Origin of the sequence: Seongchinamella sediminis, assembly GCF_003457605.1 — a bacterium.
Classification (GTDB): Bacteria; Pseudomonadota; Gammaproteobacteria; order Pseudomonadales; family Halieaceae; genus Halioglobus; species Halioglobus sediminis.
Window position 1 is genome coordinate 81,841 of record NZ_QRAN01000007.1, and the last position, 14,135, is coordinate 95,975.

General features: G+C 65.8%; 14 protein-coding genes. 13 read left to right on the top strand and 1 reads right to left on the bottom strand.

Annotated elements, in window-relative coordinates; translation table 11 throughout:
- Positions 1 to 4 precede the first annotated feature (4 nt).
- The 13 genes from DWB85_RS08220 to DWB85_RS08280 all read left to right on the top strand — a co-directional run bounded on the left by DWB85_RS08220 (position 5) and on the right by DWB85_RS08280 (position 12,497).
- Complete coding sequence (locus DWB85_RS08220) at positions 5 to 499, top strand: Na+/H+ antiporter subunit E (RefSeq protein WP_205422692.1); 495 nt, start codon at positions 5 to 7, stop codon at positions 497 to 499.
- A gap of 2 nt (positions 500 to 501) precedes the next feature.
- Positions 502 to 777: an MrpF/PhaF family protein gene (locus DWB85_RS08225; RefSeq protein ID WP_239017263.1), complete on the top strand. Its 276-nt coding sequence runs from the start codon at positions 502 to 504 to the stop codon at positions 775 to 777.
- Complete coding sequence (gene mnhG / locus DWB85_RS08230) at positions 770 to 1,093, top strand: monovalent cation/H(+) antiporter subunit G (protein WP_117953736.1); 324 nt, start codon at positions 770 to 772, stop codon at positions 1,091 to 1,093. The genes DWB85_RS08225 and mnhG overlap by 8 nt, the downstream gene beginning before the upstream one ends.
- On the top strand, positions 1,090 to 2,067 hold the full coding sequence (locus tag DWB85_RS08235; RefSeq protein WP_117953737.1) for a DUF4040 domain-containing protein: 978 nt from the start codon (positions 1,090 to 1,092) through the stop codon (positions 2,065 to 2,067). Before mnhG ends, DWB85_RS08235 begins: the two co-directional genes overlap by 4 nt.
- The gene (locus tag DWB85_RS08240; protein WP_117953738.1) at positions 2,064 to 2,423 is read left to right on the top strand and encodes a cation:proton antiporter subunit C; all 360 of its coding nucleotides are present in this window, start codon (positions 2,064 to 2,066) and stop codon (positions 2,421 to 2,423) included. Before DWB85_RS08235 ends, DWB85_RS08240 begins: the two co-directional genes overlap by 4 nt.
- Positions 2,424 to 2,427: 4 nt before the next feature.
- Positions 2,428 to 3,915: a monovalent cation/H+ antiporter subunit D family protein gene (locus DWB85_RS08245; protein ID WP_117953739.1), complete on the top strand. Its 1,488-nt coding sequence runs from the start codon at positions 2,428 to 2,430 to the stop codon at positions 3,913 to 3,915.
- Entirely contained in the window at positions 3,912 to 5,381 is a 1,470-nt protein-coding gene (locus tag DWB85_RS08250; RefSeq protein ID WP_117953740.1) for a monovalent cation/H+ antiporter subunit D family protein, read from the top strand. Before DWB85_RS08245 ends, DWB85_RS08250 begins: the two co-directional genes overlap by 4 nt.
- Positions 5,378 to 5,644 carry a hypothetical protein gene (locus tag DWB85_RS08255; protein WP_117953741.1) on the top strand — a complete coding sequence of 89 codons (267 nt, stop codon included), beginning with the start codon at positions 5,378 to 5,380 and terminating at the stop codon, positions 5,642 to 5,644. The genes DWB85_RS08250 and DWB85_RS08255 overlap by 4 nt, the downstream gene beginning before the upstream one ends.
- Positions 5,637 to 7,343 carry a Na(+)/H(+) antiporter subunit D gene (locus tag DWB85_RS08260; RefSeq protein WP_117953742.1) on the top strand — a complete coding sequence of 569 codons (1,707 nt, stop codon included), beginning with the start codon at positions 5,637 to 5,639 and terminating at the stop codon, positions 7,341 to 7,343. The genes DWB85_RS08255 and DWB85_RS08260 overlap by 8 nt, the downstream gene beginning before the upstream one ends.
- Before the next feature lie 174 nt (positions 7,344 to 7,517).
- A complete protein-coding gene (locus DWB85_RS08265; protein WP_117953743.1) occupies positions 7,518 to 8,888 on the top strand; it encodes a GntP family permease in 1,371 nt (456 codons plus the stop codon).
- A 97-nt stretch (positions 8,889 to 8,985) separates the two neighbouring features.
- Positions 8,986 to 10,146, top strand: coding sequence for an L-lactate dehydrogenase (locus DWB85_RS08270; RefSeq protein WP_117953744.1), 1,161 nt, complete (start codon positions 8,986 to 8,988; stop codon positions 10,144 to 10,146).
- A complete protein-coding gene (locus tag DWB85_RS08275) occupies positions 10,143 to 11,087 on the top strand; it encodes a 2-hydroxyacid dehydrogenase (protein WP_117953745.1) in 945 nt (314 codons plus the stop codon). Before DWB85_RS08270 ends, DWB85_RS08275 begins: the two co-directional genes overlap by 4 nt.
- Positions 11,088 to 11,120: 33 nt before the next feature.
- On the top strand, positions 11,121 to 12,497 hold the full coding sequence (locus DWB85_RS08280) for an FAD-binding oxidoreductase (protein WP_117953746.1): 1,377 nt from the start codon (positions 11,121 to 11,123) through the stop codon (positions 12,495 to 12,497).
- A gap of 132 nt (positions 12,498 to 12,629) precedes the next feature.
- On the opposite strand, the gene DWB85_RS08285 is transcribed toward DWB85_RS08280, so the two are convergent.
- On the bottom strand, positions 12,630 to 14,123 hold the full coding sequence (locus DWB85_RS08285; protein ID WP_117953747.1) for a UxaA family hydrolase: 1,494 nt from the start codon (positions 14,121 to 14,123) through the stop codon (positions 12,630 to 12,632).
- Between the last annotated feature and the right edge of the window lie 12 nt (positions 14,124 to 14,135).

Here is a 14,135-nt window from a genome sequence, read left to right on the forward strand (position 1 = left end):
GACTGTGAGCACACCCTATATCGCGAAACCGCTGCAGCTGGTGGCACTGTTCCTGATCCTGATGGCCAGCTGGCTGCTCTGGTCCGGCCTGTTCAAGCCGCTGCTGATCGGCCTGGGGGTATTTTCCTGCCTGCTCAGCCTGTGGCTGGCCAAGCGCATGGGAGCCTTCCGTCACGCCATGCCCCTGCGCGCGCTACTGCGGCTGCCGGCGCTGTGGTGGTGGGTGCTCAAGGAAGTAGTCCAGTCCAGCCTCGAGGTCACCCGGGTGGTGCTGTCTCCCTCGCTGCCAATCCAGCCCAGCGTGATCGAACTCAGCAGCAGTGAAAAAACCGACTCGGGCAAAGTCATCCTCGGCAACTCGATCACCCTGTCTCCCGGCACGGTCACTATCGACGTGCATGAAAACCGGCTCCTGGTTCACTGTCTCACCGCCAACAGCGCCCGAGGCCTGCGCAGTGGAGAAGCAGAGCGGCGGGTGGCAAAGCTGGGGCTGGACTGACCATGTACATTGCTGTCTCGCTCGCCATCCTGGTGACCATGATCCTCGCCCTGGTCCGCGCCCTGCGCGGCCCCAGCGTGTATGACCGGGTACTGGCGGTCAATATGTTCGGCACCAAGACCGCCCTGCTGCTGGCGGTCCTCGCCTTCCTGTTCAATCGCCCGGACTTTCTCGACCTGGCGCTGGCCTACGCGCTGATCAACCTGGTTGGCGTGCTGGCGGTGCTGGAATTCATCCAGACCAAACCGCGCAAGACGGAGGCCACCGGGAATGATTGACACGCTGCTCGATGTGCTCAGCTGGGCGCTGCTCTGCACGGGAGGCCTGTTTGTGCTGGCCGGCGGCATCGGCGCCCTGCGCCTGCCCGAATTCTACAGCCGGCTGCACGCCGCCAGTCTCACGGAAACCATGGCCACTATCCTGATTTTTGCCGGCCTGGTGCTGCAGGCGGGCCTGACCCTGGCCTCGGCCAAGCTGGTGGCCATCATGCTGTTCCTGCTGCTCACCGCGCCGACCGCGAGCTACGCGCTGGCCAACGCGGCCCTGCAATCAGGAATGCGGCCGGTGGCCCAGGGTGAGGACGAAACCACATGATTATCGTGTTCGCCCTGTTCCTGCTGTCCCTGCTGGTGATCACCGCGCTGGCCATCGTGAAAACCGAGAACCTGTTCGTGGCGGTCATGCTGACCTCGATTTTCAGCCTGCTGATGGCCGCCAACTTCTTTATCCTCGACGCCGCCGATGTGGCCCTGACCGAGGCCGCGGTGGGCGCGGGCATTACCACGGTGATCTTTCTCTCCGCCCTGGCGCTGACTACCGAGGAGGAGAAGGCCGCGCGCGTCGGCAGGCGACTGGCCTTTGTGGTCGTGGCGGTGCTGGCCACGCTGCTCATCTACGCCTCCTTCGACAAACCCCCGCTCGGCGACCCGGATGCGCCTGTGCACCAGCACCTGGCCCCCTGGTACCTGGAGAACACCCCGCTGCTGATGGACTTCCCCAACGTGGTGACCGCCGTGCTGGGCAGCTTCCGCGGCTACGACACCCTGGGCGAGGTATTCGTGGTCTTCGCCGCCTGCATCGGGGTGCAGTTTATTCTCGGCATCCGCCCTCCCGAGGGCAGCCGCTACGACCCCTGGGCCTCGGGGCTGCGCCACCACCTGATTCCCCAGGTCGTCGGCCGCCTGCTCATTCCCTTTATCGTGCTGTTCGGGCTGTACGTGCAGTTCCACGGCGAGTACGGGCCGGGCGGCGGCTTCCAGGCCGGGGCGCTGATCGCCTCGGGGGTGATTCTCTACGCCCTGCTGGAGGGTGAGGCCGCGGCACTGCGGGCGGTGCCCAAGCCCGTGCTCATGGCCCTGGTCATCGGCGGCGCTACCCTCTACGGCGGCGTCGGCCTGCTGTGCATTCTGCTGGGGGGTAACTTCCTCGAGTACTCGGTATTGTCCGCCGATGCGGTGAGCGGCCAGCAGCTGGGCATCCTGTTGATCGAGGCCGGCGTCGGCATGGCGGTCTGCGGCGCCCTGCTCAGCATCTTCCACGCTTTTGCCGAGAGGCCAATGCGCACATGAACCTGCTGGAACTACTGGGCTACTTCAATTACTGGGTATTCGCCATCCTGCTGATGGTGGGCCTGTACACGGTCATCACCAAAAAAAACCTGGTGAAAAAGCTGATCGGCCTGTCCATCTTCCAGTCGGCGGTATTCCTGATGTACATCACCATGGACAAGGTCGAGGGCGGCACCGCGCCCATTATCCAGAAGGGCATGGAAAACCAGGTCTACTCCAACCCCTTGCCCCAGGTGCTGATTCTCACCGCCATTGTGGTGGGCGTCTCCACCCTGGCCCTGGGCCTGGCAATCGTGGTGCGCACCTTCGAGGCCTACGGCACCATCGAAGAAGACGAAATACTGGACGCGGATTGATTTCATGGACCTGACACCCCACCTGCCGGCCCTGCAGGTTATCGTGCCGATGCTGTCTGCGCCGCTGGTCCTGCTGCTGCGGCCCCGCGGCCTGGCCTGGGCCGGCGCCACCGCCGCTGCCCTGCTGAGTTTCGCCATCGCCCTGAACATGGCCATGGTGGTGGCCGATGGCGGCCACCTGCGTTACGACATGGGCGGCTGGGACGCACCCTACGGGATTGAACTGTCGGTGGGGCCCTTCAGCTCCCTGGTCCTGCTCATCGTTAGCGGCGCCGCGGCCGCCGCCATGATCGCTGCCCGGCCCAGTATAAATCGCCAGATCGAGCATGAGCGCCAGCCGCTGTTTTACGCCGCCTGGCTGCTGGCACTGGCGGGGCTGGCGGGCATCGCGGTGTCTGCCGACGCCTTCAATATTTTCGTATTCATGGAGATTTCCTCCCTCGCCAGCTATGTGCTGATCGCCGGCGGCCCCGACCGGCGCGCCCTGCCGGCGGTGTTCAAGTACCTGATCATGGGCACCATCGGCGCCACCTTTTACCTGATCGGCGTGGGCCTGGTGTACATGATGACCGGCACCCTCAACCTGGCCGACATGGAAACCCGCATCGTCAACGTCACCGAGATCAACCCGATCCTGGTGGCGGCGGGCTTTATCACCATCGGCCTGGCCCTGAAAGCGGCGGTGTTCCCGCTGCATGTGTGGCTGCCCAACGCCTACGCCCACGCCCCGCACATGGTGACGGTGTTTCTCGCCGCCTGCGCCACCAAGGTGGCCATCTACGTGCTGATCCGCTTCGACTTTTTTGTGTTCCAGGCCAACCTGACCAACCACGGCCTGCAGTTCTCCCTGTTCCTGCTGCCGCTGGCCCTGCTGGGAATCCTGGTCGCCTCCGCGGTAGCCATGTTCGAGGGCCATATCAAGCGACTGCTGGCAATGTCGTCGGTGGCGCAAATCGGCTACATCATCCTCGGCGCGAGCTTTATTTCCGTGGCCGGACTGACCGCCTCTGCCGCCCACATGTTCAACCACGCCCTGGCCAAGGGCGGCCTGTTCCTGGCCATTGCCGGGCTGGCCTGCCACTACCGCGACCTGCGCCTGGACCAGCTGGCCGGCGCCGCCCGCAGCATGCCGTGGACGACCGCCGCCCTGGTCATCTGCGGTTTCAGCCTGATCGGGGTGCCCGGCACCGCCGGCTTCATCAGCAAGTGGCTGCTGATAGACGCGGCCATGGACCAGGGCGACTTCGCCTGGCTGCTGGTGGCGATTATCATCATCAGTTCGCTGATGGCCCTGGCCTACGTCTGGCGCATGGTCGAGACCCTGTACTTCAAGCCCCCCGTGGCCGAGGCGGCGCCGACCGAGGCCCCGCTGCAGCTGCTGCTGGTGACCTGGCTGGTGGCGCTGGCCAACATCGGCTTCGGCTTCTTTCCCCAGTTCCCGCTGGCGCTGGCCTCCGCGGCGGCAAACCTGTTGATGAGGCACACCCTGTGAGCGGTGACAAGGTCATACTCCTCGCTATCTGCGTGCCGCTGGTGACCGCGCTGGGCATCCAGCTGGCCGGGCGGATTTCCGACAACCTGCGCGAGGGCGTCACCCTCACCGGCGCCGCCACCCTGGCCTGGGTGGTGTGGGGCATGCTGCCGGCGCTGTTCGCCGGTGCCCGGCCGGCGCTGACCGTCAGCGAAATGCTGCCGGGGGTCGCCATCGCCTTCGAGGTGGAGCCGCTGGGCATGCTGTTTGCCGCCCTGGCTTCCGGCCTGTGGATTGTCAACTCGGTGTACAGCATCGGTTACATGCGCGGCAACAAGGAAAAAAACCAGACCCGCTTCTATACCTGCTTCGCCCTGGCCCTGGCGGCCACCATCGGCATCGCCTTCGCCGGTAACCTGCTGACCCTGTTCCTGTGCTACGAGCTGCTGACCCTGTCCACTTACCCGCTGGTGGCACACAAGGGCGACGAGGCCACCATCCGCTCGGCGCGGGTCTACCTGGGCATCCTGCTGTGCACCTCCATCGGCCTGCTGCTGCCGGCCATCCTGTGGACCTACCACGTGGCCGGGCACGGCGACTTCACCCCCGGCGGCATTCTCGAAGGGAACATCGCCGGGGCCGATGTCGGCCTGCTGCTGGCGCTGTTCGTGTTCGGCATCGGCAAGGCGGCAGTGATGCCGGTGCACCGCTGGCTGCCGGCCGCCATGGTTGCGCCCACCCCGGTCAGCGCCCTGCTGCACGCGGTGGCGGTGGTGAAGGCCGGGGTATTCACCGTCACCAAGGTGATCGTCTACATCTTCGGCGTCGATTTCCTGTTCGCCACGCCCAGCTCCGGCTGGCTGGTGTATGCCGCCGCCTTCACCATTATTGCCGCCAGCCTGGTAGCCCTGCGCCAGCAGAACCTGAAACGCCTGCTGGCCTACTCCACCATTGCCCAGCTGTCCTACGTGGTGATGGCGGCGGCGGTGCTCAAGCCGCTGGCCGAAATCGGCGCCGCCGTGCACATGGTGGCCCACGCCTTCGGCAAGATCACCCTGTTCTTCGCCGCCGGCGCCATATACACCGCCGCCAAGAAGACCGAACTGGTCCAGCTGCGCGGTATCGGCCGGCGCATGCCCTGGACCATGGCCGCCTTTACCATCGGCGCCCTGAGTATGATCGGCGTACCGCCGACCGCCGGATTCGTGTCCAAGTGGTATATCCTGGCCGGGGCCTTCGAGGCCAATAACCTGCTGGCGATTTTCACCATCATCGGCAGCACCGCCCTCAACGCGATCTACTTTTTACCGATCGTGTTCGCGGCCTGGTTCTACAGCGAGCAGCCGGGGGGCAAGCAACACGGCGAGGCCCCCTTGCTGGTGATTATCGCCCTGTGCACCACGGCCCTGCTGACCCTGGGCTTCTTTTTCTTCAACGGCCCGGTGATCGAACTGGAGCAACAACTGGTGGAGGGCCTGCTGCCATGAGCACGCAAAACGACAACCACTGGCTGACGCGCCCGGCCACCATCCGCAAACTGTGGTGGGGCTTTGCCAGCGTGCTGGCGCTGACCGTGCTGGCCCAGCTGGTGATTTACGTCAAGGGCTACTTCACCGTGGATGGCTGGCTGGGCTTCGGCGCCGTGTTCGGTTTCCTGAGCTGCCTGCTGATGGTGCTGTTCGCCAAGGGCCTGGGCTATTTGCTCAAACGCCCCAACGACTACTACGCGGAGCCTGAAGAGCATGCCTGAGCTGATGTCGCCCGCGCTGATCATGGTGGTGGCCGCCCTGGCCATCGGCCCGGCCCGCGGCCATGTGCGCACCGCGGTGGTGCTGCTGGCGCCGCTGCTCACCCTGTGGGCGGTGTGGCAGGTGCCCGACGGGGTGCAGGACACGGTGCGCTTCCTGTCCTACCAGATCGAACCGGTGGAAGGGGGCCCGCTGCGCCGCCTGTTTGCCACCATCTTTGCCCTGATGGCCTTTGTCGGCGGCCTGTTCGCTTTCCGCCTGGCGCGCTGGCACGAGCTGGCGGCGGCCTATTTCTACGCCGCCGGGGCGATCGGGGTCAGCTTTGCCGGCGACCTGATTTCCCTGTTCATCTACTGGGAGCTGATGGCCCTGTTTTCCACCGTTGTGGTGTGGTGCGGTGGCAACGCCGCCGCCCGCGCCGCCGGCATCCGCTACGCCATCCTCCACCTGGTTGGCGGGGTGATACTGAAGGTCGGGATCGAGGGCGTGGTGGTCAGCACCGGATCCATCCAGATCACTCCCATGCTGGCCCAGGACTTCAACAGCTGGATGATTCTGTGCGGCATCCTGATCAACGCCGCGGCGCCACCGCTGTCGGCCTGGCTGGCGGACGCCTACCCGGAGTCCAGCTTCACCGGTTCGGTGTTTCTCTCCGCGTTTACCACCAAGACCGCGGTACTGGCCCTGATCCTGCTGTTCCCCGGGGAGCCGCTACTGGTCTGGGTCGGCCTGTTCATGATCATGTACGGCATTATTTACGCGCTGCTGGAAAATGACATCCGCCGCATACTCGCCTACTCGGTGGTCAACCAGGTCGGGTTCATGGTCTGCGCCGTGGGTATTGGCACCCAGCTGGCACTGAACGGCGCCGCCGCCCACGCCTTCGCCCACATCATCTACAAGGCGCTGCTGTTCATGAGCGCCGGGGTGGTCATTTATCGCACCGGGCGCAATCGCTGCAGCGAACTCGGCGGGCTGTTCCGGACCATGCCGCTCACCACCGCCTGCTGCATTGTCGGCGCCCTGTCGATCTCCAGTTTCCCGCTGACCTCGGGTTTCACCACCAAGAGCATGATCTCCCAGGCCGCCGCCAGTGAGGAGCTGGTCTGGGTTTACATGCTGCTGACCGCGGCCTCCGCCGGGGTATTCCTGCACGCCGGCATCAAGTTCCCCTGGTTCGTATTCTTCCAGAAGGATTCCGGGCTGCGGCCCAAGGACGCGCCCTGGAACATGGCCGCGGCGATGATTATTTTCTCGGCACTGTGCCTGGTACTGGGCATTTTCCCCGAGTGGCTGTACCAGTTCCTGCCCTACCCGGTTGACTACGTGGCTTACACCCCCGGCAAGGTGCTGTTCTACCTGCAACTGCTGCTGTTCTCGGGGCTGGCCTTCTTCCTGCTGCTGCCGCTGATGAAACGCACCGAGACCATCAGCCTCGATGTGGACTGGCTGTGGCGGCGGGGCCTGCCCCTGCTGGCGGGGCGCCTGGCGCGCTACCTGGATGCCCTGGGCGACCTGCGTACCCGGATGGGGGCGGCCTGGCGGAAAATGCTGCACAATTTCACCGCCCGCTATCTCGGCCAGCCGCACACGGCCGACAGTGAGGAGCAGGCGGTATTCGCCCGTTCCTGGACCATCGGCACCACCGCCATTTGGATCGCCATCCTGCTGTCGGCCTATGTGCTGATTTACTATATCTGAGTCCGTGCTGCCCGGCCGGAGCCGCGGCCAGGGCCACAGGCGGCACCTACCTGCCCCGGCAGGCTTCCCGGATTGTCACCTTGCCGACAAACTTCTGCCCCGACAGGGGCTACACTACTACCCTAGAATACTAATCAAGGGCTGGCCCCCGGCCGCCTGACCAAGGAGTAAACTATGGCGTATATGGGACTGCTGGGCAGTGTGGCCCTGTTGATCTGGCTGGCGCTGCGCGGGGTCAATATCGTTTTTGCGTCCCTGCTCTGCTCCCTGCTGGTGATCCTGACCAACAGCTTGCCGCTGGCCGCGGGCATGACCGACTTCTACGCCTTCGGGCCACTGGGCGCCTTCACCTTCGCCGGCAAGTTTTTCCTGCTGTTTACCGCCGGCGCCATCTTCGGCCGGGTAATGGGCGACAGCCATGCCGCGGCCAGTATCGCCCTGGCGCTGGTGCGCAAGCTGGGGGCCCACCGGGCGCTGTGGATCACCACCCTGGCCTGCGGCCTGCTGACCTACGGCGGGGTGGTGGTGTTCGTGGTGGTGTTCGCCATGTACCCCCTGGGACTCAAGCTGCTGCAGGAAGCCGATATTCCCAAGCGCCTGTTTTGCGCCGCCCTCGCCCTGGGGGCTGGCACCTTCACCCTCACCGCCCTGCCCGGTACGCCGTCCATCCACAACGTGATCGCCGCCTCGGCGCTGGGCACGGACCTGTTCGCGGGATTCTGGCTCGGGCTGCTCGGTGGCGGCCTGATGTTTGCGGGCGGCATCTGGTACCTGGAGCGCCAGCGGGTACTCGCCGCCGCGCGCGGTGAGCACTTCCAGGCCGGCCCCCGGGACCGCATCACCGACATCGAGGACAGCGCCTACCCCCACTGGGCCCTGGCCTGCCTGCCGCTGGCCCTGGTGCTGCTGACCATTATCCTGCCGCGGGTACTCACCCTGGCCCTGCCCGAGGGCGCCATCGACAGCGGGGACGGCATCATGGCGCTGCTGCGCTTTGCCAACAGCCAGCCCATTGTCTGGCCCAGCATTGCCCTGATCGCCGGCTCACTGCTGGCGGCAGCACTGTTTCCCTTTGTCCGCAGACACGCCCTGCACGTGATGGGCGAGGGCACCCAGGACGCCATCATGCCGCTGATCAATACCGCCGCGGTGATCGGCTTTGGCGGCGTGGTCACCCACACCGCCGGGTTTTCCCAGTTCACGTCCATCATGCTGGATTCCGGCTTGCCGCCGCTGCTCTCGATGTTCACCTCGGTCAGCCTGGTCTCCGCCATTACCGGATCGGCTTCCGGCGGCCTGCAGATTTTCATGCAAACCATGGCACCGGCCTACATCGAGATGGGCATCGATCCCCAGGTCCTGCACCGGGTGTCCACCATGGCCAGCGGCGGCTTTGACTCACTGCCCCATTGCGGCGCGATCGTGGCCATGCTGACCATTACCGGGCTGAGCCACCGGGAAGCCTACAAGGACGTCGGCATTATCACCGTGGTGATTCCCGTGCTGGCGACACTGGCGGTCATGGTGGTGGCGGCCATTGGCTGACAACTGTCGCCGGGGCGACAGAGTTGGCGGGCAATCCCTGCCAGACTTGCGGCCATGTAATACCTACTGGAAACCGAAGACAAGAAGAGATGCTGCCATGAGTATTTACGATGTTGTACCCGTCACCGTGGGCGACTACCGCCGTCGCGCGCGTCGCCGCCTGCCGCGCTTCCTGTTCGACTACCTCGATGGTGCGGCCAACGACGAGGTCACGGCGGCGGCCAACGAGAGTGACTTTGGCCGCTATCACCTGCTGCAGCGGGTACTGCGGGACGTGGACGGAGTCAGCACCGCCAGCACCCTGGCCGGGCGGGAGGTCAACATGCCCCTGGCCCTGGCGCCGGTGGGCATGGCCGGCATGTACGCCTGCCGCGGGGAGGCGCAGGGCGCCCGCGCGGCACAGCGCGCCGGTATTCCCTTCACGCTTTCCACCCTGGGCATCTGCACCCTGGAGGAAGTCGCGGCGACCGGCCGGGCGCCCTGGTTCCAGCTGTACATGCTGCGGGACCGGGCCATCGTCGAGAAACTGCTGGCGCGGGCCGCGGCGGCGGGCTGCGACACCCTGCTGTTCACCGTCGACCTGCCGGTGGCCGGCATGCGCCTGCGCGACTACCGCAACGGCATGCTCGGCGGCGGTATTCCGGGCAAGCTGTCCTACCTCGCCCAGCTCGCCACCAGCCCCGCCTGGGCGCTGGACGTGGGCATCCGCGGCAAGCCCCACTGCATCGGCAACCTGCGGGACGTGGTGCCCGATCCCGATGACCTGGACGCCTACAAAGCCTTTATCGACCAGCAGTTCGATCCCACCGTCACCTGGGAGGACATCGCCTGGCTGCGCGGCATCTGGAAGGGCAAGCTGTACATCAAGGGCGTGCTGGAAGTGGATGACGCCCGCGCCGCAGTCGATACCGGCGCCGACGGCCTGGTGGTCTCCAACCACGGTGGTCGCCAGCTCGACGGCGTGGCCTCCAGTATCAGCAAACTCGGCGCCATCGGCGCCGCCCTCGGTGAGCAGACGGAGATCCTGCTGGACGGCGGCATCCGCAGCGGCATCGACCTGGCCAAGGCCCTGGCCCTGGGCGCCGACGGCGTGCTGATGGGCCGGCCCTGGGTGTACGCCCTGGCTGCTGGCGGCGAGGACGCGGTGGCCAGCCTGCTGGATGTGTTGCAGCGCGAATTGCTGGTGGCCATGGCGCTGCTGGGCATTCGCAGCATCGACGAATTCTCTCCGGAACTGATAGAGGAGCTGGCACAATGAGTACAGGCAAGCCCATCATCGTGCTGTCGCGTGAACTGCCACCGATGTTCACCGAGGCACTGGCCGGTTTTGCCGAGGTACGCGTCGGCGGCACCGACCCTGCGGCGGAGGTGCTGGAAGGCGCCGCCGTTTACCTGGCAACCGGCGTCGATCCGGTGCCCGAGCAGCTGATCCAGCGCTTCCCGGACAGCCTGGGACTGATCGCCAACATCGCCACCGGCACCGATAATATCGACCTGGCCGCCGCCACCTCCCGGGGCATCGCGGTCAGCAACACGCCGGTGGTCACCGAGGACACCGCCGACCTCACCTTCGCCCTGCTGCTGGCGACCTGCCGCCGGCTGAGCTACTGCGAGCGCAGGCTGCGCGCCGACGAGTGGGCGCAGGGTGCGGGCCATATGGGCCTGCGGGTTCACGGCAAGACCCTGGGCATCATCGGCCTGGGCGAGATAGGCCAGGCCGTGGCCCGCCGGGCGCAGGGCTTCAACATGAATATTCTCTACCACGGGCCACGCCGCAAGGCCGAAGCCGAGGCAGCGCTGGGCGCCGAATACTGCGCCGAACTCGCCGATTTGCTCGCCCGCGCGGACATCGTCAGCCTCAACTGCCCGCTGACAGAGGACAACCGGCACCTGGTCAACAGCGAGGCCCTGGCGCAGATGAAGCCCGGCGCGGTACTGATCAATACCGGGCGCGGCCCGCTGGTGGATGAGCAGGCGCTGGTTGATGCCCTGGCGGGCGGCCAGCTGGGGGGTGCCGGGCTGGATGTATTCGAGTTCGAGCCGCAGGTCCACCAGGACCTGCTAAGCTTCGATAACGTCACCCTGCTGCCGCACATCGGCAGCGCCACCGGCGAGTGCCGGGCGGACATGGCGCGCCGGGCGCTGGCCAATATCCAGCAATTCCTCAGCGCCGGCCAACCCGGCGACCGCTGCAGCTGAATAACCCGCTGACTGCCAACGAGGACCGCGACAATGAGCGACACAGACAAGCTGCTTGCACAACTGAGAGACATCGTCGGCGACAAGGGCCTGCTGACCGGCGATGATGTCAGCAGCCGGCCCAACCGCAGCTGGGGACAGGGGAGCTGTCCGGCACGAGCCATCGTGCGCCCGGCCTCCACCGAGGAAGTCTCGCAAGTTCTGCGCCTGTGCAACGACGCCGGGCAGAGCCTCGTCCCCTGGGGCGGCCTGACCGGCCTGGTGGATGGTATTACCTGTAATCCCGAGGACCTGGTGATCTCCCTCGAGCGGATGAACGCCATTGAGCACGTCGATGCCGAGGCGGGCGTCATGACGGTCCAGGCCGGCGCCGTCCTGCAAAACGTGCAGGAAGCGGCGCAAGAGGCGGGCTGGCAGTTTGCCGTGGACTTCGGCGCCCGCGGCAGCGCCCAGATCGGTGGCATGATCGGTACCAACGCCGGCGGCAACAGCGTGGTGCGCTACGGCATGATGCGCGAGCAGGTGCTGGGTCTGGAAGCGGTGCTGGCGGACGGCACGGTGATCTCGTCGATGAACGAAATGCTCAAGAACAATACCGGTTACGACCTCAAGCAGCTGTTTATCGGCAGCGAAGGTACCCTGGGTATTGTGACCCGGGCCGTGCTGCGGCTGCGACCCCGGGCGCGCTCGGTGCAAACCGCTTTTGTGGCCCTGGACAGCTTTGCCGACGTGGCCGGCCTGCTGCGCCGGCTGGGCGTCGAACTGGAGGGCAAGCTCAGCTCCTTTGAAGTGATGTGGCGCAATTTCTACCACTTCATGACCGATGAATCCGGCAAGCACCAGGCGGTATTGCCGACCAGCCATCCCTACTATGTGCTGTTGGAATCCGAGGGCGCCGACCCGGAGCGGGAGCAGGAGCAGTTCATGGCGGTGCTGGGTGCGCTGATGGAAGAAGGGCATGTCGCCGATGCGGTGATCTGCCAGTCCAGCCAGCAGGCGGCGCAGTTATGGGAGATGCGCGACGACGTGGAAACCCTGATGCACGCCACGTTCCCGCCGGCAATCTTCGACATCAGCCTGCCGATCCGCGAGATGGAGGCCTATATTGATGACCTGGCTGGCGTGCTCGAAGCGCGCTATCCCGATACCCGCCTGGTCAGCTTCGGTCACCTCGGCGACGGCAATATCCACCTGGGCATTGGCCCGGTGGAGGACAAGCACGCCATCGAGACCCTGGTCTACGAGCGCCTGGGCAAAGCGGGCGGCTCGGTGTCGGCGGAGCACGGCATCGGCCTGGAAAAACGCGAGTTCCTGCCCCACTCGCGCTCGCCGGCGGAAATGGCGCTGATGCGTTCCATCAAGCAGGCGCTGGACCCGGGCAACATTCTCAACCCCGGCAAGATATTCTGACCGCCTCAGCGCCGGCGCAGCCTCCGCTGCGCCGGTAAGGCTGCACTGCACAAGCCCGGTGTGTTCATGCCGGGGGCAGGCGCGGTAGCGGCGGGCCGTGAGCGCCGCTCGTGTTTTACCCTCCGGGCACTGTCAGAGCATCACGCCCATGTCCCAGGGGCAGAACTCCTCCTCACCATAACCCATGGCCTCGCTCAGCGAGCGCTCGCCGGAGGCCACCGCGATGATGCGCTCGAAGATGCGCGCGCCAACCACCTCCACCGATTCACTGCCGTCGAGGATGGTCCCGGCATTGATGTCCATATCGTCCGGCATGCGCTCGAACAGTGAGGTGCTCCCCGCCAGTTTGATGGACGGCGCCGGTTTGCAGCCAAAGGCGGACCCCCGGTCGGTGGTGAACACCATAAGGGTGGCGCCCCCGGCGACCTGGGCGGTGGCGCCCACCGGGTCAAACGCGGGCGCGTCCATGAACACCAGGCCCTTGCCGGCCTCGACCGGTTCGGCGTACTGGTAGACCTCGTTCAGGCTGGTGGTGCCGCCCTTGGCGATGGAGCCGAGCGACTTCTCGATGATGGTGGTCAGACCGCCCGCCTTGTTGCCCGGCGAGGGGTTGTTGTCGATCACCATGCTGTTCCTGGCGGTAAAGTCTTCCCACCACTTGATGCGCTCCACCAGTTTGCGACCGACCTCCTCGCTGGCGGCGCGGGCGGTGAGCAGGTGCTCGGCACCGTAGCACTCGGTGGTCTCGGACAGGATCGCCGTGCCCCCCTGCTGTACCAGCAGGTCGACCGCATGGCCGAGCGCGGGGTTGCAACTGATCCCCGAAATCCCGGACGAACCGCCGCACTGCATGGCCAGGGTGAGCGCGGACAGCGGCACCGGTTCACGCTGCACCGCGTTCACCGCCGGCAGGAGTTCATCGATACGGCTGATCACCCTGTCCACCAGCTTGCGGGTGCCGCCTTCGGCCTGGATGGAGTAGGAGTCCCCGGGGGCCCCGCCGAGCACGTCGCCGAGGTTGGCAATTTCGCAGCCGAGGCCAACGACTATGACGTGGGCGATATTGGGGTGGCGGGCGTAACCCGCGAGCGCGCTTTTCAGGGCGTTGATACCCGGCAGCGGGTGATCGAGGCCACAGCCGCTCTTGTGGGTAAGCGCCAGCACGCCGTCCACATTGGGAAACCCGTCCAGGGCGTTGCGGTAGTGGTCGCCGATCATCTTTGCCGCCGTCGCCGAGCAATTGACGCTGGAGATCACGGCGATGTAGTTACGCGTCGCCACCCGGCCATCGGCGCGGCGGATACCCATGAAGGTACGCTGCGCGGCAGGCGGCGGGGTCGGCCTGGCGTCACGGCAAAACGCGTAGTCCAGCTCGACCCGGCCCATTTCCAGGTTGTGCGAGTGCACATGCTCACCGGCCTGGATGTCCTGCGCCGCAAAGCCGATCACCTGGTTGTAGCGGTGTACCGGGGCCCCGCGGGCAATCGCCCGCCGTGCCACCTTGTGGCTGGCGGGGATGTCCGACGTGGTCCGCAGCGTGTCCGTCAGCGGGGTACCCGCGGGGATATCATCCCGCGCGATAAGCACATCGTCGTTGGGATGAAGTTCGATACAGATATTTTCCATGGTGGCACCCTC